The sequence below is a fragment of the Pseudomonas sp. FME51 genome (genome assembly GCF_014897305.1).
Genome location: NZ_JABUYN010000005.1, coordinates 206021 through 226466, shown reverse-complemented (window position 1 = coordinate 226466; position 20446 = coordinate 206021). Strand labels below are relative to the sequence as shown.

The following is a 20446-nucleotide window of genomic DNA, read 5'->3' as shown; positions in this document are numbered from 1 at the left end:
ATTTTGAAAGCAACATGATGAAGCTGCCCAGTTGATCGGGTAGCTGCCAATCAAGCAAGTCAGAGGAAAAGTTCATGTCACAGATTACTGCAGCCATGGTCAAGGAACTGCGTGAGCGTACCGGCCAGGGCATGATGGATTGCAAAAAGGCACTTGCCGCAGCGGATGGCGACATCGAGAAAGCCATCGACGACATGCGCGCCGCCGGCTCGATCAAAGCTGCCAAGAAGGCTGGCAACATTGCCGCCGAAGGTTCCATCGCCGTTAAAGTGGCTGACGACAACAAGTCTGCCCTCATCATCGAAGTCAACTCCCAGACCGACTTCCTGGCCCTGCAGGACGACTTCAAGGGCTTCGTCAGCGACAGCCTGGAAAAAGGTTTTGCGGCTGGCTACACCGACGCTGCACCGTTGATTGCGGATCAGGAAACAGCCCGTGAAGCACTGGTTGCCAAGTGTGGCGAGAACGTCAACATCCGTCGTCTGACCCGCGTTGAAAGCGATGTGGTCGGTGCCTACCTGCACGGCCACCGCATCGGTGTTCTGGTTGCCCTGAAAGGTGGCGACGCCGAGCTGGCGCGTGATATCGCCATGCACGTTGCTGCCAGCAACCCGCAGTTTGTCGATCCTTCCCAGGTTTCCCCTGAGGTGGTCGAGAAAGAGAAAGAAATCTTCCTGGCACTGAACGCTGAGAAGATCGCTGGCAAGCCAGAGAATATCGTTGAGAACATGATCAAAGGCCGTATCAACAAGTTCCTGGCCGAAGCCAGCCTGGTTGAGCAGGCCTTCGTCAAGGATCCGGACGTCAAGGTCGGTGATCTGGCCAAGAAGGCCGGTGCTGAAATCGTATCTTTCATCCGCTTTGAAGTGGGTGAAGGCATCGAGCGCGCCGAGGTCGATTTTGCTGCTGAAGTAGCTGCTCAGATTGCTGCCACCAAGCAGTAATAGCGCGGCGTGATCAGCGCTCTGCAGGCTCCCTGCGCGGAGTCTGCAATCAGGTAATACCGGAAGGCTTCCCGCGCAGGCGTGAAGCCTTCTTTTTAAGAAATACTGAACAAGTCGCTATCTGGGTTGTCTGGGTGTGACTTGTTGAGTGTTTCACCAGCCACAGCAGGAGAGTGATTAATGGCCCAGGTACCTAGCAGCCGTCAGCCCAAGTACAAGCGAATCCTTCTCAAACTCAGCGGAGAGGCCCTGATGGGTACCGAAGACTTCGGTATCGATCCCAAGGTGCTCGACCGCATGGCGCTGGAAATTGGCCAGCTGATTGGCATTGGCGTACAAGTGGGGTTGGTCATTGGTGGCGGAAACCTGTTCCGCGGCGCTGCGCTCAGTGCTGCCGGTATGGACCGGGTCACCGGAGATCACATGGGCATGCTTGCCACCGTGATGAATGGGCTGGCCATGCGCGATTCTCTGGAGCGTTCCAATATTCAGACTCGCGTGATGTCGGCGATTACCATGGAAGGCGTGACCGAGCACTATGACCGCCGCAAAGCCATGCGCTATCTGGCTGGTGGTGACGTGGTAATATTCACCGCTGGCACTGGCAATCCCTTTTTCACCACGGACACTGCCGCCTGTCTGCGCGGTATCGAGGTGGATGCGGATGTGGTGTTGAAGGCCACCAAGGTCGACGGCGTCTACGATCGTGATCCGATGAAGGATCCCAATGCCGAACGTTTTGACAAGCTCAGCTATGACCAGGTTCTGGATCTCAAGCTGGGCGTGATGGATCTGACAGCCATCTGTCTGATCCGCGATCACCATATGCCCTTGCGGGTATTCAACATGAACAAACCTGGCGCGCTGCTCAATGCAGTGGTGGGAAGCGCCGAGGGAACTTTGATCGAGGGCTGAGTCGTGATCAACGAAATCAAGAAAGAAGCGCAGGAGCGCATGAAGAAGTCTGCCGATTCTCTGGGCAGCGCCTTCGCCAAGATTCGTACCGGCCGGGCACACCCGAGCATCCTGGACAGCGTCATGGTGTCCTACTACGGTTCCGACACACCGCTGCGTCAGGTTGCCAACGTTACCGTTGAAGACTCGCGCACCCTGGCCCTGAGCGTGTTTGACAAGAGCATGATTCAGGCTGTCGAGAAGGCCATCATGACCTCGGATCTGGGTCTGAATCCGGCGACCGCCGGGACGACCATTCGTGTCCCCATGCCGGCGTTGACCGAAGAGACGCGGAAGGGTTACACCAAGCAGGCGCGCTCCGAGGCCGAAAACGCCCGGGTTGCCGTGCGCAACATCCGTCGCGACGCCTTGGGTCAGCTGAAGGATCTGCAGAAGGAAAAGGAAATCAGTGAGGACGACGAACGTCGTGCCGCTGATGAAGTGCAGAAGCTGACCGACAAGTATATTGCCGAAATCGACAAGGCACTGGAAACCAAGGAAACGGACCTGATGGCGGTCTGATGCCGGGGCAAGGCGAGGAGAGTCATTTGTTTAGCACACCAGCAGATCTCGAATCATGAATGACCAGGCCGCAACCCGGTCCGTCCCGCGCCATGTTGCCATCATCATGGATGGCAACAACCGCTGGGCACGCAAACGTTTTCTGCCAGGGGTGGCGGGGCACAAGGCCGGTGTGGACGCGGTGCGTGCGGTCATCGAGGTGTGTGCCCGCGAAGGTGTGGAGGTACTGACACTATTCGCCTTCTCGAGCGAAAACTGGGCACGACCGGAAGCTGAAGTCGGTGCCTTGATGGAGCTGTTTCTGCTGGCCCTGCACCGCGAGGTGCGTAAACTGCGGGACAATGATATTCGCCTGAATATCATTGGCGATCGCAGTCGTTTTGCGCCCAAGCTGCAGCAGGCGATGCTGGACGCCGAGGCAATGACCGCCGAATGCGGTGGTCTGCAGCTGCTGGTCGCTGCCAACTACGGCGGGCAGTGGGATGTCACCCAGGCAACCCGTGCCCTGGCGCAGGATGCTGTCGATGGTCTGATTGACCCAAGCACCATCACCGCCGACGATATTACGGCGCGTCTCTCTACTGCTGGCCTGCCACTGCCTGATCTATGCATACGTACCGGCGGCGAGCGGCGCATCAGCAATTTTCTGCTCTGGCAGTTAGCCTACGCTGAGCTGTATTTTTCCGACCTTTTCTGGCCTGATTTCAAACACGATGCCATGCGTGAGGCGCTCGCCGATTTTGCCTGCCGCCAGCGGCGTTTTGGCAAAACCAGTGAACAAGTGGCAGCGGAGTCCTGATGCTCAAGCAACGTATTCTTACCGGTGTCATTCTGGCGCCTCTGGTCATTGCCGGCTTCGTGCTGCTGGACCATCGGTGGTTCGCCGTCATGATAGGTTTCATCGTCACGCTGGGTGCCTGGGAGTGGGCGCGGCTGGCTGGCGAAGCCACTCAGAAGGGAAGAGTGGTTTACGCGCTGGCTGTGGCGCTGTTGCTGGTGGGCTTGTACCGCGATATCTGGCCGCCACACTTCGTACTGGCACCGGCGCTGGGCTGGTGGCTGCTGGCAACCAGCATGATCATCCGTTACCCCAATGGTCGTGGGCTGTGGACCGGCTCGTTGATTGCCCAGCTGTTCGGACTGCTGGTGCTGGTGCCGGCCTGGTATGGGCTGGTGTGGCTGCGGGCGTTGGATGGCGGCTTATGGCTGATCCTTGCGGTGGTGGTCATGGTCTGGGCGGCAGACATAGGCGCTTACTTTGCCGGCAAGACCTTCGGCCGCCACAAGTTGCTGCCGGCTGTCAGTCCTGGCAAGACCATAGAAGGACTGCTCGGCGGTGTGGTGTTTACCCAAGTGCTTGCCATTGCGGCGATGCTGTATCTGGGCTGGTCGCTGCAATCAGTACTGATCGGTATGCTCGGCACTTTGATAGTAGTGCTGTTCTCTGTGGTCGGCGACTTGACCGAAAGCCTGTTCAAGCGAGAGCAGGGGCTCAAGGACAGCAGCAATCTGCTGCCCGGTCATGGCGGTGTGATGGATCGCATCGATAGCCTGACGGCCGCGGTGCCGGTGTTCGCGCTGGGCTGGTATCTGTTCGGGAGTCTGCTGGGTTGAATCACGAGTGGATAACGGTACTGGGTGCGACCGGATCGATTGGCGTCAGTACGCTGGATGTGATTGCCCGCCACACTGATAGATACGCAGTGTTTGCCCTGACGGGGCACAGTCGCATGGCGGTGCTGGAGGCTCAATGCCTGCAGCACAAGCCTGTTTTTGCTGTGGTTGCCGATGCCGACCAGGCAGCCCACCTGCAGCAGCGGTTGGATGTTGCCGGACTGTCCACCCGTGTGCTGCATGGCCCCGAGGCGCTGGCAGAGGTGGCTGCCGACGAGCGTACCAATGTGGTCATGGCTGCCATCGTGGGTGCGGCTGGGTTGCCCTCGACCCTGGCGGCAGTGCGCGCCGGCAAGCGCGTGCTGCTGGCCAACAAGGAAGCGCTGGTCATGTCCGGTGCCTTGTTCATGCAGGCCGTCAGTCATTCCGGTGCGCAGCTGCTGCCGATCGACAGTGAGCACAACGCGATATTTCAATGCATGCCGCAGAACTATGCCTCCGGCCTCGGCAAGGTGGGGGTGAGGCGCATTCTGCTGACTGCCTCCGGCGGTCCGTTCCGCGATTTTGCTCTGGAAGATCTGGCGGGCGTCACACCGGCGCAGGCCTGTGCTCACCCGAACTGGTCGATGGGCCAGAAGATCTCCGTGGACTCGGCCAGCATGATGAACAAGGGTCTGGAGTTGATTGAGGCCTGTTGGCTGTTCGACGCGCGGCCCGAGCAGATTGAAGTTGTGGTGCATCCACAGAGTGTGGTGCATTCGCTGGTGGATTATGTTGATGGGTCGGTGCTCGCGCAGATGGGTAACCCGGACATGCGGACACCGATCGCCCATGCCCTGGCCTGGCCTGAACGTATCGACTCCGGCGTCAGCGCGCTGGACCTGCTGCTGACCGCTCGGCTGGACTTTCAAGCACCTGATCCGCTGCGTTTCCCCTGTCTGCGACTCGCCCGCGAGGCTTTTGATGCAGGCGGTACGGCCTGTGCAACGCTCAATGCAGCCAATGAAGTGGCGGTGCAGGCCTTTCTCGGTGGACGCATTGGTTTCACTGATATCCCTGTTATTATCGAGCACGCATTGAACCGTCTGCCACCTGAGCCGGTCGAAGAGCTGGCTCACGTCATGCTGGCCGATCATCAGGCCCGTGAGCAGGCGCAAAAATGGCTGGATAACCGGGTCTGAATATCAAGCATAGACCCCAGTGAGGCGCTGAATGGATCTTTTGTTTACTCTGCTGGCCACCATAGTGGCGTTGGGACTGCTGGTCACCATTCACGAATATGGTCACTTCTGGGTAGCACGGCGTTGCGGCGTCAAGGTGCTGCGCTTTTCCATTGGTTTCGGTCCCGCGCTATACAGTTGGCATGATCGTCGTGGTACCGAATATGTCATCGCCGGCATACCGCTGGGTGGCTACGTCAAGATGCTCGATGAGCGCGAAGGTCCGGTACCGGAAGAGGAGCTGGATCAGGCCTTCAACCGCAAGGACGTGAAACAGCGCATCGCTATCGTTGCTGCCGGCCCCCTGGCCAACTTCCTGCTGGCTATCGCGGCGTTCTGGATCATTGCCGTGCTCGGCGTCACCACCATCGCCCCGGTTATCGGCCCGGTTGAGCCCGGCAGCATCGCTGAGCGCGCGGGCTTGAGCGAAGGGTCGGAGATTCTTGAAATCGACGGGAGCGCCACGCCTACCTGGCATGAGGTCAATCTGCAGCTGATCCGGCGCCTCGGTGAAACCGGCCAACTGCAGATGGTGGCGCGCGAAGGGCAGGGCAGCGCACCGCAGAGCTTTACATTGCAGTTGCAGGACTGGCTGCGCGGCGCTGATCAGCCAGACCCGGTCGGTGCGTTGGGTCTGACCAGCTGGAAGCCCGAGGTTCCACCCTTGATCGGCCAGGTCAATCCTGATGGGGCGGCTGCAGCAGCCGGTTTGCACCCCGGTGACCTGATTGTAGCGATTGGCGGTCAGCCGGTCAGCGACTGGCTGACCGATGTGGTGCCGGCTATTCAGGCCAGCGCCGGTCAGCCATTGGAGCTGAGCGTCGAGCGGGCAGGGCGCATTCAGACACTGAGCATGACTCCCGCCTCCCGTGAGCAGGACGGCAAGCTGATTGGCTTTATTGGTGCCGGAATCGAGGCTTTTGAGTGGCCGGAGCACATGATGCGCAGTATCAGTCACAATCCGTTATCGGCGATCCCGGTGGCAGTGATGAAGACCTGGGACATGACTGCTCTGACCCTCGACTCACTGAAAAAGATGATCACCGGGCTGGTCTCGGCAAAAAACTTGAGTGGCCCGATAACCATTGCTAAAGTGGCGGGCGCCTCGGCCAAGTCCGGCGTGGAAAGCTTTCTCGGTTTCATTGCGTATCTGAGTATCAGTCTGGGTGTGTTGAACCTGCTACCCATTCCGGTCCTCGATGGCGGTCATCTGGTTTACTACGTGACCGAATGGATCAGAGGCAAACCCCTGTCTGAGCGTATTCAGGGTTGGGGTTTGCAGATAGGATTGACCCTGATTGTCGGGGTAATGCTGTTCGCCATTTACAACGATATAAGCCGGTTGGGCAGCTGAACGGCAGAGAAAGACGGGAAGCGAGGCGCATACAGGCCGCCGCATCCCATTACCCGAACTGCCGCATGCGGCAGATAAGAATCAACCAGTCAGCCAGAACGGATTTCATGAAACGTTACCTATTGCCTGCGCTATTGCTGATACTCCTGGCGCCGGGAGTTTATGCCGACGCCTTCCAGATCACCGACATTCGCGTCAATGGACTGCAACGTGTTTCCGCTGGCAGTGTGTTCAGTGCGTTGCCGCTCAACATCGGTGACGATGTGGATGAGCAGTCACTGGTCGATGCCACCCGTTCGTTGTTCCGCACCGGGTTTTTCCAGGACATCCAACTGGCCCGGGAAGGCAATGTACTGATCATCAACGTGGTTGAGCGACCTTCCATTTCCTCCATCGAGCTTGACGGCAACAAGGCAATCAAGAGCGAGGACCTGCTCGACGGTCTGCGTATGGCTGGCCTGGCCGAAGGCGAGATCTTTGAACAGGCGACGCTGGAAGGCGTGCGTAACGAGCTGCTGCGTCAATACGTTGCCCAGGGCCGCTACTCTGCCGATATCGATGCCCAGGTCATCGCTGAACCGCGTAACCGGGTAGCTCTGAAGATCGTCGTTGATGAAGGCTCGGTGGCCTCCATCAAGCATGTCAACGTGGTGGGTAACTCGGTGTTTTCCGATGAGGATCTGCTTCCGCTGTTCGAGCTGAAGACGACCGGCTGGTTGTCCTTCATCCGCAACGATGACAAGTACTCCCGGGAAAAGCTCTCCGGCGATCTGGAGCGTCTGCGCTCCTGGTATCTGGACCGCGGTTATATCAACATGGATATCGCCTCCACGCAGGTGTCCATCACCCCGGACAAGAAGCACGTCTATGTGACCGTCAACATCAACGAAGGCGAGCTGTACACCGTCAATGAGGTGAAGCTGTCGGGCGATCTGGTTGTGCCCGAGCAGGACGTTCGTCGTTTGCTGTTGGTCGAGCCGGGTCAGGTATTCTCACGTCAGGTGATGACCGCCAGCTCAGATCTGATTGGTCGCCGTCTGGGTAACGAGGGTTACACCTTCGCCAACGTCAATGGCGTGCCTCAGGTCAACGAGGAAGACCGCACCGTTGATGTGACTTTTGTCGTCGATCCCGGGCAGCGTGCCTACGTCAATCGCATCAACTTCCGTGGCAACACCAAAACTGACGATGAGGTGCTGCGTCGGGAAATGCGTCAGATGGAAGGTGGCTGGGCTTCTACCTACCTGATCGACCAATCCAAGGTGCGTCTGGAGCGGCTGGGCTACTTCAAGGAAGTGGACGTCGAAACCATTCCGGTGCCGGGCGCCGACGACCTGATCGACGTCAACTACACCGTGGAAGAGCAGCCCTCCGGCTCGGTCACCGCCAGCCTCGGTTTTGCCCAGGGCACCGGTCTGATTCTCGGTGGCTCGATCAGCCAGAACAACTTTTTCGGCACAGGTAACCGCGTCAGTTTCAGCGCCAACCGGTCTTCTTATCAGACGTCGCTGTCCTTCGGCTTCCTCGACCCCTATTTCACTGCCGACGGCGTGAGTCTGGGTTACAACGCTTTCTATCGGACTACCGATTACGAAGAGCTGGACGTGGATATCGCCCGGTACTCGGTCGACTCCTACGGTGCCGGCTTCAATATCGGCTATCCGATCAGCGACACTTCGCGGCTGTCCTTCGGTATGTCACTGCAGCAGGACGACATCAAGGAAGGCCGGTACCCGGCGGTGGAGATCAGCGAGTTCCTCGACGCCGAGGGCGACAGTTTCATGAACTTCAAGGCCAATGTCGGCTGGTCGCAGTCCACCCTCAACCGTGGCATGTTCCCCGATCGTGGCCATTCGCAGAGCCTGAGTCTGGAAACCACTGTTCCGGGTAGTGATCTGTACTTCTACAAGATCGGCTATCGCGGTCAGAAGTTCTTCCCGATCACCCAGGACTGGACTCTGCGCATGCACGCCGATACCGGGTTTGCCCGTCGCTTCGGCTCGACCAAGCAGGTGCCTTTCTATGAGCATTACTTCGCCGGTGGTATCGGCTCGGTGCGCGGCTTCGAGGACAGCACCCTGGGTCCGAAGAGTCGTCCACACCCCGATGACGACTGGGATCCGGAAGAGCTGCCCTTTGGCGGTAACGTTAAGATCACCGGTGGTGCTGAGCTGATTTTCCCGGCGCCCTTCGTCAAGGACCAGCGGTCACTGCGTACCGTGCTGTTCCTGGATGCCGGCAACGTATTCAACACCTATTGCAGCGATTGCCCTGATGTGACCGCCAGTGAAATCCGTTACAGTGTCGGTGTTGGCCTGTCATGGCTGACAGCCTTGGGTCCACTGGGCTTCAGCTTAGGTATGCCGCTGAACGACGAGTCTGACGACGATACGCAGGTCTTCCAGTTCACCCTGGGTCAGACGTTCTGAATCGGGAACCCCTATTTTTCATCAGGAGTGTCAAAGAGTGCGCAAGATTATTTCTGTTGCAATATTGTCCGTGTTTGCGCTGGCCAGTTTCCCGGCTGCGGCGCAGATGAAAATCGCCGTGCTGGATTATCAGATGGCATTGCTTGAATCAGATGCCGCCAAGCGGTACTCGGTGGATGCGGAAAAGAAATTCGGCAGTCAGCTGCAGCGTCTGAAGAATCTCGAATCCGAAGCCAAGCGTCTGCAGGATCGCATGCAGCGTGATGGTGAAAAACTCGGCCAGTCCGAGGTGGAAAAAATCGAGCTGGAATTCCGCCAGAAAGCCCGCGAGTTTCAGGTCCAGTCCAAAGAGCTGAACGACGCCAAGGCGGCATCCGACCGTGAGATGCTCGAACAGCTCAAGCCGAAGCTGGACAAGGCCGTTGAGGGCGTACTGCAGGCCGGTGCCTATGATTTGGTTATTGATCGCAGCGCTGTTGTCGAAGTGAAGCCGGAATTCGATATCACTCGCCAGGTCATTGAGCGCCTGAACAGCGCGCGTTGATCAGGATGAGCGAATCGATCAGTTTTACCCTCGCGCAGTTGGCAGAGGTGCTGGATGCGCGGCTGGCCGGCAATGGCTGCAAGGTGGTCCGTGGTTTGTCCACCTTGCAGGATGCCGAAGCGGATCAGCTGAGTTTTCTGGCCAATCGGCAGTACCGCAAGCTGCTGGCGACCACGGGCGCCGGCGCATTGCTGTTGACCGAAGCGGATGCAGTTGACTATGCCGGCGACACATTGATTGTTGACGATCCCTACCTGGCCTATGCCCGGCTGTCACACCACTTTGACCCCAAGCCACGTTCCCAGCCCGGCATTCATCCCACAGCGGTGATTGCCGACTCGGCGAAAGTGGATGCGACGGCAGCCATAGGTGCGGGTGTGGTAATTGAAGCAGGCGCAGAGATTGGCGCGAACGTGACGCTGAGTGCGCAATGTTTCGTGGGTGCACGTTGCCGTATCGGTGCTGGCAGTTGGTTGGCACCGCGCGTCACCCTGTATCACGACGTGCGCATGGGCGAGCGGGTAATCATTCAGTCCGGTGCGGTGGTGGGTGGCGAAGGTTTTGGTTTTGCCAATGACCGCGGCAGCTGGCAGAAGATTGCCCAGATTGGCGGCGTGCTGATTGGCGACGATGTGGAAATCGGTGCCAACACCACCATCGATCGCGGTGCCATCAATGACACCATCATCGGCAACGGCGTCAAGCTGGACAACCAGATCCAGATTGCCCACAACGTGCAGATCGGTGAGCACACAGCCATGGCTGCTTGTGTGGGTATTTCCGGCAGCACCCGTATCGGCCGGCACTGTACCATTGCCGGCGGTGTCGGCATGGTCGGCCACATCGATATCTGCGACAACGTATTCGTCAGCGGCATGACTATGGTAACGCGCTCCATTACCGAACCGGGCGCCTACTCCTCCGGGACGGCAATGCAGCCGGCTGCTGACTGGAAGAAAAGTGCAGCACGACTCCGCCAGCTCGATGCGCTGGCCAAACGTGTGCAACAACTGGAGAAGCAGTTGCCCGCGGTGACTCAGGCGACGCAGGGCTCATCTGAGTCCTGAGCTGTGCGCGTTGCGCATCCAACCCTTTACTGCAAGTCACTGCAAGGCCTCAAGACATAATGGATATCAACGAAATCAAAGAATACCTGCCCCACCGCTATCCTTTTCTGCTGGTGGATCGGGTGGTCGAACTGGATCTTGAGGGCAAGCGTATTCGTGCCTACAAGAATGTGTCGGTCAATGAGCCTTTCTTCGAAGGACATTTCCCCGGCCACCCGATCATGCCGGGCGTCCTGATCATCGAGGCGATGGCTCAAGCGGCAGGTCTGCTGGGTTTCAAGATGATGAACACCAAAGCAGAAGACGGCACGCTGTACTACTTCGTCGGTTCGGACAAGTTGCGCTTCCGTCAGCCGGTAGTACCGGGTGATCAGCTGCAGCTGGAGGCGGCGTACCTGAGCAACAAGCGTGGCATCTGGAAATTCGCCTGCCGCGCGCTGGTGGACGGCAAGGAAGCCTGCTCCGGTGAAATCATCTGTGCGGAACATAAAGTATGAGTCGGATTCATCCTCAGGCGATCGTCGATCCAGCCGCCCGGCTGGCTGATGACGTCGAGGTCGGCCCCTGGTCCCTGATCGGACCGGATGTCGAAATCGGTGCCGGAACTGTGATCGGCCCGCATGTGGTAGTGCGGGGCCCGACCACCATTGGCAAGGGCAACCGGATCTTCCAGTTCGCCTCCGTCGGTGAGGACTGCCAGGATAAGAAGTACCGCGGCGAGCCGACCCGACTGGTCATCGGTGACAACAACATCATCCGTGAAGGCTGTACCCTGCACCGCGGTACCGTGCAGGACCGGGGCGTGACCACGATCGGCAGCAATAATCTGCTCATGGCTTACGTGCATGTTGCCCATGATTGTGTGGTTGGTGACAACATCATCATGGCCAACAACGCGACCATCGCTGGCCACGTGCATATAGGGGATGGTGTTATCCTCGGCGGCTATACCACGGTGCACCAGTTCTGCCATATCGGTGCCTGGTCCATGAGTGCTGCCAACAGTGCCGTATTCAAGGATATCCCAGCCTTCGTCATGGTCGGTGGCAACCCGGCCAGCGCTCACGGCATGAATTTCGAAGGCATGCGGCGTCGCGGCTACAGCCCTGAGCTGATTACCGCGCTGCGTCGCGCCTACAAGGTCGTCTATCGTCAGGGCAAAACGCTGCAGGAAGCCTTGCAGTTGCTGGATGACGAAGCGACCCAATATCCTGAAGTGGCCCTGTACCGCGACTCCATCCTGGCGTCGACCCGCGGCATCACGCGCTGAATCATGAGCGCCGTCACTGCGACCCCCTACCGTTCTCTGTGTATCGCCCTGGTTGCCGGTGAGGCGTCTGGCGATACTTTGGGCGCGGGCCTGATTCGGGCGCTCAAGGAAGTGCACCCTGACGCAGAGTTCATCGGTATCGGCGGGCCACGCATGCAGGCTGAAGGCCTGGTCAGCCAGGTGCCGATGGAGCGTCTGTCGGTGATGGGGCTGGTCGAGGTACTCGGCCGTTTGCGCGAATTGCTGCGTATCCGACGTGATCTGGTGGCCTTTCTCAAACAGCGCCAACCGGATGTGTTCATCGGCATCGACGCCCCCGACTTTACCCTTGGGGTTGAGCAGCGACTGCGCGAGGCCGGTATCCCCACGGTGCATTATGTCAGCCCTTCGGTCTGGGCCTGGCGGGAAAAACGTGTGCTGGGTATCCGCCAGTCCACCGATCTGATGCTGACCCTGTTTCCCTTTGAGGAAGAAGTCTACCGTAAGCACGGCGTGGCGGTGCGTTGTGTCGGTCATACGCTGGCCGATGACATCCCACTGGTGCCCGACCGCAATGCGGCACGGCAAGCCTTGGGGCTGGTAGAAGGCGCGTCGGTGGTTGCCCTGATGCCCGGCAGTCGCAACGGCGAGCTGCGCAAGCTGGGGTTGTTGTTTCTGCAAACCGCCGCCTGGTGTCTGCAGCAGCGCCCGGATCTGCAATTCATCCTGCCCTGCGCCAACCCTGACCGCCGTCAGCAGATGGAAACTATCCTGGCCGACAGCGGCCTGCAGTTGCCGGTGACCCTGCTCGATGGTCAGGGTCACGAAGCGCTGGCGGCTTGCGATGCGGTGTTGATCGCCTCGGGTACGGCGACCCTGGAAGCGATGTTGTTCAAGCGGCCCATGGTGGTCGCTTATCGCATGGCCTCGCTGACCTTCAAGATTCTCAAGCGTCTGGTCAAGGTGGGGCATGTAGCCTTGCCGAACCTGCTGGCCGGGCGCGAAGTGGCCCCCGAGTTCTTGCAAGACGACGCGACGCCTGCAGCCATGGGTCAGGCGTTGCTTGCGCGGCTTGGCGCCACGCCAGAACGTGAGCAGACCGAAGCGGTATTCATGGAGCTGCACCAGATGCTGCGCCGCGATGCCGACCGCTCCGCGGCAGCGGCCGTGCTGGAATTGCTGCAGAGCAAGGGGCGGTCCGTATGACCCAGATGCTGATGGGCTGGACGCCGCCCGAAGGCAGCGAGTTGATCGCCGGTGTCGACGAAGTAGGCCGCGGCCCGCTCTGTGGCGCCGTGGTGACCGCCGCTGTGATTCTTGACCCACTGCGCCCCATCGAAGGTCTGAATGATTCGAAGAAGCTGACTGAAGCCCACCGTGAAGCGCTGTTCCCATTGATTCAGGAGCGTGCGCTGGCTTGGGCTATCGGCCGCGCCGAGGTTGAAGAAATCGATCAACTGAACATTCTGCACGCCACCATGCTGGCCATGCAGCGGGCAGTTGAAGGGTTGTCCATTCGCCCGGACCGGGTGCTGGTCGACGGCAACCGCTGTCCGGTACTGCCCATGCCGAGCGAACCTGTCATCAAGGGCGATTCCAGGGTGCCGGCCATCGCCGCCGCCTCGATTCTGGCGAAGGTTACCCGCGACCGGGAAATGCACGAAATGGATCTGTTGTACCCGGGGTATGGCATGGCCAAACACAAAGGCTATCCCACCCGCGAGCACATGAATGCACTGCAACTGCTCGGTGCCACCCCCATTCACCGCCGCTCCTTCGCCCCGGTACGGGCAGCGCTGGCGGTGAGTCCGGTTGAAGCGGTAATAGATGAGATGGACAGTGCTGTTACGGGAATGGTTTTAACTACCTGAGTAGCGCCAAAACCGCCGAATTCCCGCCACACCCTGCGCCCCGCTATCAAACGCTCTGTCCCGCATTTCCGGCCCGACGCCACCCAGTACATACACTGGCATATTCACCGTTCCGATCAGCTCCTGAGCAAGCTCCCAGCCCAGCGGAGTGGCATTGGGATGCGTAGCCGTCGGCATGACCGGCGACAAGGTGACAAAGTCCACCCCCACCTCTGCCGCCATGGCCAGTTCCTCGGCATCGTGGCAGGAAGCCGCCAGCAAGAGCCCTTTTGGCCGCGCTTCGCCGGGCTGGCCGGACGCGTCTGGCCCGACGTTCTGTCGCCACATCTCCCGCAGCTGCCAGCTGGTCAGATGCCAACCGGCTCCAGGCAGAACAGGGTGCTCATCACCTTTCAGTAGCCATTGGAAATCATCACCAAACCGAGCGAGCACCCGTTGCGCCAGATCCCCATAAGCCTCGGCAGAAAGCCCCGGCTGTCGCAGCTGAATCAGCCTCACACCCATTCCCCGGGCCCGCTCGAGCCCAGCAAACAGCTCCGCTTCATCAGGCACATCAGGAGTAATGAGATACACCTCCGGCAACTGCGCCGCTTGCACTATGGGCGCGTTGGCAGCCGGAAAGTCGTAGTCATCAAGTTCAGCAGCAGATACCCAGCGTACCGGCTGGCCTTCGGCGCCATGCGCCTGGCCATCAAAGCCGGTGACCAACCACACATCCAGCCGCACTGACTTGTCCGGGTAATCGTGACGGATATCCAGCAAGGGGCGGGCCTGAGTAACGGTGACTCCCAGCTCTTCCTGCAACTCCCGGCGCAAACCATCAGCGCGCTCCTCGCCATCCTCCAGCTTGCCCCCTGGAAACTCCCATAACCCACCCTGATGAGCATCATCGGGGCGCTTGGCAATCAGAATGCGGCCTTGCGCGTCGCGGATGACGGCGGCCATAACATGAATGTATCGCATGTATTTTCCTTAACCGATTTACCGTCCGGGCACATCTTCGGAAAACACATCTTGCTCCAGCTCATCACCGGGGATCACGTGGGTTTCTGAAGCCCAGGCGCCGAGATCGATCAGGCGGCAGCGGGGCGAGCAGAAGGGGCGATCCGGGAAGCTTTCATTCCAGGTTACCGGCGCTTTGCAGGTGGGGCATTCTACGGTGGTAGTCATGATCTGGCTCCTGTGGTCAGCGTCAGATAATACTGATGCAATTGATCGACCTGCTGGTGCAGAGCAGCCAGGTCGCGGTCGTTGGTGATGACATCATCGGCATGGCGCAAACGTTCTTCGCGTTTCGCCTGGGCCTGCAGAATGGCTCTGACCTGCTCTTCAGGCACCTTGTCACGCAGGGTCGTTCGGGCGATCTGCAGTGCCTCTGGCACATCCACCACCAGTATGCGTCGGGTCATTTGATACTGGCCCGACTCCACCAGCAGGGGCGAGACCAGCAGCGCATAGGGCGAGCCGGCGGATGCCAGATCACTGACGATTTCTTCACGGATCAAGGGATGCAGCAGTTGCTCAAGCCAACGGCGCTCGTCGGGGTCCTGAAACACCCGCTCGCGCAGCACGGCGCGATTGAGTGAGCCGTCCTGCTGCAGTACGGCATCACCAAAGCGGTCGACAATCTGATGCAATGCCGGCCGACCAGGCTCAACCACTACCCGCGACTTGATATCGGCGTCAACCACATGGATGCCATGTGCCTCGGCAAAGCGCGTAGCCGCCGCACTCTTGCCGCTACCGATACCGCCAGTCAGGCCAATGATGAAGGTGTTCGAAGAGGTCATCGCAGTTCACTGCCTTGGGTCTTTAACGAAGGCAGCCAGTATACGGAGAGCCCTAAAACCCGGCAAATCGCAAATAGGTTCCGGTAATCCACTCACCCCAGATAATCGCGATCCAGCCGGCAATGGCCAGATAAGGCCCAAAGGGCAGGGGGGTGGAGTTGGAGTCGCCGCGGGTCTTGAGGATGATGATGCCGAGGATGGCACCGACCAGCGATGACAGCAGGATGGTCAGCGGCAACACCTGCCAGCCGCCCCAGGCACCGAGCATGGCCAGCAGTTTGAAGTCACCGTAGCCCATGCCTTCCTTGCCGGTGATCAGCTTGAACAGCCAATACACTGACCAGAGGCTCAGATAACCAAACACCGCCCCCCACAATGCCGAGTGCATATCGGTGAACAGCCCGAAATTGTTGGCAATCAACCCCAGCCACAGCATCGGCAGTACGATCGAATCGGGCAGCAACTGGGTATCGGCATCGATCAGACTCAGGCTGACCAGCGCCCAGGTCAACAGCAGCATCCCGGCTGCCGGCCAGCCGAAGCCATATTGCCAGGCAACCACAGCACTCAACACCGCTGTCAGAAATTCCACCAGCGGATAACGCGGGCTGATAGGTCCGCCGCAGTCTCCGCAGCGACCGCGCAGCAGCGCATAACTGATCAACGGCAGATTCTGCCAAGGTTTGATCTCGGTCTGACAGTGCGGGCAATGGGAGTGGGGCAGTACCAGATTGTAGGCCGGCTGCTCAGGCTGAGTCGTATCCGGCTCCAGCATCTCGCGGGCCTGACGCAGCCAATCGCGCTCCATCATCCTGGGAAGACGATGAATGACCACATTGAGAAAACTGCCAACGACCAACCCCAGCAGCCCGGCGACTACAACAAAGGCCAGCACATGGCTGGCCATATAATCGAGTAGATTCATATATCAGACAACGGCGCCCAGTTGGAAAATCGGCAGGTACATGGCGATGATAAGACCGCCGATCAGTACACCCAGTACCGACATGATCATGGGTTCCAACAGCGTGGTCATGTTATCTACCTTGTTGTCCACCTCGGCCTCGTAGAAGTCCGCCACCTTTTCCAGCATACCGTCAAGGTTACCGGATTCCTCACCGATCCCGGCCATCTGGATGGCCAGCGATGGGAACACATTGGTGGTGCGCATGGCGAAGTTCAATTGGGTACCGGCCGACACATCCTGCTTGATGCCCATGACCGCGTTGTAGAACACCACGTTGCCTGCTGCGCCGGCGACTGAATCCAGCGCCTGTACCAAGGGCACACCAGCAGCAAAAGTGGTGGCAAGGGTGCGTGCATAACGGGCAACTGCCGCTTCGTAGATGATCTGCCCGACAATCGGTGCCTTGAGCAGGGCCCGATCCTGAGCATCACGGAACGGCTTGGAACGTCGATGGGCCTGGGTATAGCTCCAGCCGATGACAATAAGTCCGATCAGAATGATGAACCACCATGCCTGCAACCATTCCGACAGCCCGATCACCATCAACGTGAAGGTAGGCAGGTCGGCGCCGAAGTTGGCGAATACTTCCTTGAACTGCGGCACCACCTTGAGCAGCAGAATGGCCGTCACGATCACCGCCACCACCACCACTGAAATCGGGTAAGTCATGGCTTTCTTGATCTTGGCTTTCAGCGCCTCGGTCTTTTCCTTGTAGGTAGCGATTCGGTCCAGCAGGGATTCCAGTCGACCGGACTGCTCACCGGAATCCACCAGATTACAGAACAGGTCGTCAAAATACTGGGGGTGCTTGGCCAGCGACGCTGCCAGGGTATTACCCGCGGCGACGTCGGTTCTGATCTCGTTGATCAGCTTGGCAAAGTTGGGGTTGGCGGTACCTTCAGCGATGATCTCGAATGCCTGTACGATTGGCACCCCCGAGGCCATCATGGTCGCCAGCTGTCGGGTGAAGAAGGCAATATCCAGCGGCTTGATCTTCTTCGCTTTAGCGCTGAACAGAGTCGACTTCTTGTTGATCTTGGTGACCAGAATGCCCTGCTTGCGTAGCTGGGCCTTGATCAAAGCCTGATTGGTGCCCTGAATCTCACCGGAAATCTTGGTGCCCTTGCGGTCCTTGCCTTCCCATTTGAACGGGTAGATCTTTTCGACCTTGGCTTTTTTCGCGGATTTCGCGACGGAGCTGGTCCTTTTCACTGCTGCTTGCTGGGCCATGACTTAATCCTTGGTCACTCGGTTCACTTCCGCCAGGCTGGTGACACCCTGTTCCGCCTTCATCAGTGCGGACTGGCGCAAGTTTCTGAATCCTTCATTCTGGGCTACGTCGGAAATCTGCATGGAGTTGCCGTCTTCCATGATGATTCGCTGGATGGCGGGGGTGATCCGGACAACTTCATAAATCCCGACACGCCCTTTATAACCGTCCTGACAATTTTCGCAACCCACGGGTCCGTAAATCGTTAACCCGCTAGCAATTTTCTCCTCAGTGAAGCCTTCTTCCAGCAATGTCTCGCGGGGAATGTCGACCGGCTTCTTGCAATGCGAGCACAGCCGGCGGGAAAGACGCTGGGCAATGATCAGGTTCACCGAGGTGGCAATGTTGAACGACGCCACGCCCATATTGCGCAAACGGGTCAGGGTTTCTGCGGCACTGTTGGTGTGCAGAGTCGACAAGACCATATGGCCGGTCTGAGCTGCCTTGATGGCGATCTCGGCCGTTTCCAGGTCGCGGATCTCACCGACCATGATGATATCCGGATCCTGACGCAGGAAGGCGCGCAGCGCCTGGGCAAAATCCAGCCCCTGCTTGGGGTTCACGTTGACCTGGTTGATGCCTTCCAGGTTGATCTCCACCGGGTCTTCCGCGGTGGAAATGTTGCGCTCCATGGTGTTGAGGATGTTCAGGCCGGTATACAGGGATACCGTCTTACCGGAACCGGTCGGGCCGGTCACCAGAATCATGCCCTGAGGTTTCTCCAGCGCGTCCATGTACATCTGCTTCTGGTCATCCTCATAGCCCAGCGCATCGATCCCCATCTTGGCGCTGTCGGAGTCCAGAATACGCAGTACCACCTTCTCGCCCCACAGGGTCGGCAAGGTGTTGACCCGGAAGTCGATGGCCTTGTTCTTGGAGATCTTCAGCTTGATACGGCCATCCTGCGGTTTGCGTCGCTCGGCCAGGTCCATCGAGGACATCACCTTCAGACGCGCGGCAATCTTCACCCCCAGTTGCACCGGCGGCTTGGATACCTCATGCAGAATACCGTCGGTACGGAAGCGTACCCGGTAGGTTTTTTCGTAGGGCTCGAAGTGCAAGTCCGAAGAGCCTTTCTTCACCGCATCCAGCAGCATCTTGTTGACAAAGCGCACCACGGGTGCGTCCTCGGTATCTTTGCTGGCATCACCGCGCTTGTCATCGTCGGTAACAGCTTCGACTTCCAGACTGTCGAGATCGCCATCACCCATATCATCAAGGCCGCTGGTTGCGCTCTCAAGATATTTGTCGATCGCCTTGCGCAGCTTGTCATCTTCGACAATCACCGCGTCGGTCATCAGGCCGGTGTTGAACTGGATATCGCTCAGCGCCTGCTGGTTGGTTGGGTCCGACAGGGCCAGATAGAGCCGTGAACCGCGTTTGTATAGCGGCATCACACAATGCTGGCGGATCAGCTTTTCGCTGACCAGGCTGACCTCGGGCTGGCTCTCGCGATCCAGCGCCGTCAAATCAAGGTAGGGGTAACCGAACTCCTCGGCACAGACCATCGCGAGATCGCGAGCCTTGGCCAACTTGTTCTGCACCAGATAGGTAATAAAGGGAATCTTGTCCTGGTTGGCCTGCTGGCTGGCCTTGCCGGCCGCCTGTGCATCCAACAGTTCTTCCTGAACGATCCGCCGGGCCAAGCCGGAGAGAGCGGGGGTATCCATAGAGTCTTCCCGGTACGTAATGAGACAGTGGCGACTATAGTACAGCACCGTGACGATACACCAAAAGCGCAGTGACGAAGCAGTCGTACACCGAATCCCTCTGTCTGACAAAAAACGTCACTTCCCGCCGAATCAAGGCAGCATACCAGCGCAATCCCCGTAGGAGCGATCTTGGCCGCGAACACCCCCGCCAGATTCACGCGCCCTCGATGACAGCCATCAACCTGCTACAACCCTTGTAGGTTCTAGGTTTTCAGGAGCAGCCTCGGCCGCGAAGTCTTTCAGCTTAATCTGATTAATCAATATGAAATCAATGCTTGGCACACAAGCTGCAGTAGCCTCATCAGCCAATGGCTATCTTACAAACAAATGGAGTTGAGAAATGAAAGCTCAGATGCAGAAAGGTTTTACTCTTATTGAACTGATGATCGTGGTGGCGATCATTGGGATTTTGGCGGCGATTGCGCTGCCGGCTTATCAGGATTATACGGTTCGTACAAAAGTTACTGAAGGGATAAGCTTGGCTCAGCCTGCTAGAGCTATGATTGCATCTGAAGGAGCCGGATCTGCAGGTGATTTGGAGCGAGTAATTAAGACGTGGAACGACCAAGCCGGTGGTGTGGGTGCAGTTTCAAAATTTGTTGAATCAGTGCTAATTGAAGATGATGGTACTATTGTAATCACGTACGATGCCGCCGAAGTAGGTGTGGGAACGGCAGCCAACACGTTAACGCTCACCCCCTGGGTGCGTAGTGATGATGCCGGTCAGTCACTGGCTGATGCTCAAGCCGCAGGCGAATCTGGTTCTCTCGACTGGGGTTGTGCATCTGCGGAAAATGAGACTGCAGACGCACAAGGAATCACAATTGTGACCGCAGGCACTCTTCTTGCTAAATACGCCCCGGCTACTTGTCGCTAGGAAAATACTAAGAAAATAAAGGGGTCAGGTACATTTCCCCCATTTTCCCCGTGTCAGTTGAA

The 20446-nt window shown here is 58.5% G+C and carries 21 protein-coding genes; 15 read left to right on the top strand and 6 right to left on the bottom strand.

Going from position 1 to position 20446, the window contains the following annotated elements; all coding sequences use genetic code 11:
• The first annotated feature begins 74 nt into the window (after nucleotides 1-74).
• The 14 genes from tsf (at nucleotide 75) to rnhB (ending at nucleotide 13768) form a co-directional block, all read left to right on the top strand.
• Nucleotides 75-944 carry a translation elongation factor Ts gene (gene tsf, locus INT39_RS11160; RefSeq protein ID WP_193073984.1) on the top strand — a complete coding sequence of 290 codons (870 nt, stop codon included), beginning with the start codon at nucleotides 75-77 and terminating at the stop codon, nucleotides 942-944.
• 180 nt (nucleotides 945-1124) lie between these two features.
• A complete protein-coding gene (gene pyrH / locus INT39_RS11155; protein WP_193073983.1) occupies nucleotides 1125-1859 on the top strand; it encodes a UMP kinase in 735 nt (244 codons plus the stop codon).
• A 3-nt stretch (nucleotides 1860-1862) separates the two neighbouring features.
• On the top strand, nucleotides 1863-2420 hold the full coding sequence (frr, locus tag INT39_RS11150; protein WP_193073982.1) for a ribosome recycling factor: 558 nt from the start codon (nucleotides 1863-1865) through the stop codon (nucleotides 2418-2420).
• A gap of 55 nt (nucleotides 2421-2475) precedes the next feature.
• Nucleotides 2476-3219: a polyprenyl diphosphate synthase gene (gene uppS / locus INT39_RS11145; protein WP_193073981.1), complete on the top strand. Its 744-nt coding sequence runs from the start codon at nucleotides 2476-2478 to the stop codon at nucleotides 3217-3219.
• Nucleotides 3219-4034, top strand: a complete 816-nt coding sequence (locus INT39_RS11140) for a phosphatidate cytidylyltransferase (protein ID WP_193073980.1) — start codon at nucleotides 3219-3221, stop codon at nucleotides 4032-4034. Before uppS ends, INT39_RS11140 begins: the two co-directional genes overlap by 1 nt.
• A complete protein-coding gene (gene ispC / locus INT39_RS11135) occupies nucleotides 4031-5215 on the top strand; it encodes a 1-deoxy-D-xylulose-5-phosphate reductoisomerase (protein WP_193073979.1) in 1185 nt (394 codons plus the stop codon). The genes INT39_RS11140 and ispC overlap by 4 nt, the downstream gene beginning before the upstream one ends.
• 31 nt (nucleotides 5216-5246) lie before the next feature.
• The gene (gene rseP / locus INT39_RS11130) at nucleotides 5247-6608 is read left to right on the top strand and encodes a sigma E protease regulator RseP (protein ID WP_193073978.1); all 1362 of its coding nucleotides are present in this window, start codon (nucleotides 5247-5249) and stop codon (nucleotides 6606-6608) included.
• Between the two features lie 107 nt (nucleotides 6609-6715).
• Complete coding sequence (gene bamA, locus INT39_RS11125; protein WP_193073977.1) at nucleotides 6716-9037, top strand: outer membrane protein assembly factor BamA; 2322 nt, start codon at nucleotides 6716-6718, stop codon at nucleotides 9035-9037.
• Nucleotides 9038-9074: 37 nt separating this feature from the next.
• On the top strand, nucleotides 9075-9581 hold the full coding sequence (locus INT39_RS11120) for an OmpH family outer membrane protein (protein ID WP_193073976.1): 507 nt from the start codon (nucleotides 9075-9077) through the stop codon (nucleotides 9579-9581).
• A gap of 5 nt (nucleotides 9582-9586) precedes the next feature.
• Nucleotides 9587-10648 carry a UDP-3-O-(3-hydroxymyristoyl)glucosamine N-acyltransferase gene (lpxD, locus tag INT39_RS11115; RefSeq protein WP_193073975.1) on the top strand — a complete coding sequence of 354 codons (1062 nt, stop codon included), beginning with the start codon at nucleotides 9587-9589 and terminating at the stop codon, nucleotides 10646-10648.
• Nucleotides 10649-10704: 56 nt separating this feature from the next.
• Nucleotides 10705-11145 (top strand): 3-hydroxyacyl-ACP dehydratase FabZ, encoded by a 441-nt coding sequence (gene fabZ / locus INT39_RS11110; RefSeq protein WP_193074135.1) that lies wholly within the window; start codon nucleotides 10705-10707, stop codon nucleotides 11143-11145.
• Nucleotides 11142-11918: an acyl-ACP--UDP-N-acetylglucosamine O-acyltransferase gene (gene lpxA, locus INT39_RS11105; RefSeq protein ID WP_193073974.1), complete on the top strand. Its 777-nt coding sequence runs from the start codon at nucleotides 11142-11144 to the stop codon at nucleotides 11916-11918. Before fabZ ends, lpxA begins: the two co-directional genes overlap by 4 nt.
• A 3-nt stretch (nucleotides 11919-11921) precedes the next feature.
• On the top strand, nucleotides 11922-13103 hold the full coding sequence (gene lpxB, locus INT39_RS11100) for a lipid-A-disaccharide synthase (RefSeq protein WP_193073973.1): 1182 nt from the start codon (nucleotides 11922-11924) through the stop codon (nucleotides 13101-13103).
• A 5-nt stretch (nucleotides 13104-13108) separates the two neighbouring features.
• On the top strand, nucleotides 13109-13768 hold the full coding sequence (rnhB, locus tag INT39_RS11095) for a ribonuclease HII (protein ID WP_193074134.1): 660 nt from the start codon (nucleotides 13109-13111) through the stop codon (nucleotides 13766-13768).
• Here the strand turns inward: rnhB and INT39_RS11090 are convergent.
• From INT39_RS11090 to pilB, 6 genes are read right to left on the bottom strand one after another with little or no spacing between them, the layout of a single operon-like run.
• Nucleotides 13757-14731 carry a Nudix family hydrolase gene (locus INT39_RS11090; RefSeq protein WP_193073972.1) on the bottom strand — a complete coding sequence of 325 codons (975 nt, stop codon included), beginning with the start codon at nucleotides 14729-14731 and terminating at the stop codon, nucleotides 13757-13759. The genes rnhB and INT39_RS11090 overlap by 12 nt on opposite strands.
• Before the next feature lie 18 nt (nucleotides 14732-14749).
• Nucleotides 14750-14938 (bottom strand): DNA gyrase inhibitor YacG, encoded by a 189-nt coding sequence (gene yacG, locus INT39_RS11085; protein ID WP_193073971.1) that lies wholly within the window; start codon nucleotides 14936-14938, stop codon nucleotides 14750-14752.
• Nucleotides 14935-15558, bottom strand: a complete 624-nt coding sequence (coaE, locus tag INT39_RS11080) for a dephospho-CoA kinase (protein ID WP_193073970.1) — start codon at nucleotides 15556-15558, stop codon at nucleotides 14935-14937. Before coaE ends, yacG begins: the two co-directional genes overlap by 4 nt.
• 52 nt (nucleotides 15559-15610) lie before the next feature.
• On the bottom strand, nucleotides 15611-16483 hold the full coding sequence (locus tag INT39_RS11075) for a prepilin peptidase (protein ID WP_193073969.1): 873 nt from the start codon (nucleotides 16481-16483) through the stop codon (nucleotides 15611-15613).
• Nucleotides 16484-16486: 3 nt separating this feature from the next.
• The gene (locus INT39_RS11070) at nucleotides 16487-17755 is read right to left on the bottom strand and encodes a type II secretion system F family protein (RefSeq protein WP_193073968.1); all 1269 of its coding nucleotides are present in this window, start codon (nucleotides 17753-17755) and stop codon (nucleotides 16487-16489) included.
• A 3-nt stretch (nucleotides 17756-17758) separates the two neighbouring features.
• Nucleotides 17759-19465 carry a type IV-A pilus assembly ATPase PilB gene (gene pilB / locus INT39_RS11065; protein ID WP_193073967.1) on the bottom strand — a complete coding sequence of 569 codons (1707 nt, stop codon included), beginning with the start codon at nucleotides 19463-19465 and terminating at the stop codon, nucleotides 17759-17761.
• A 382-nt stretch (nucleotides 19466-19847) separates the two neighbouring features.
• On the opposite strand from pilB, the gene INT39_RS11060 reads away from it, so the two are divergent.
• Complete coding sequence (locus INT39_RS11060) at nucleotides 19848-20384, top strand: pilin (RefSeq protein WP_193073966.1); 537 nt, start codon at nucleotides 19848-19850, stop codon at nucleotides 20382-20384.
• The last annotated feature ends 62 nt before the right edge of the window (nucleotides 20385-20446 follow it).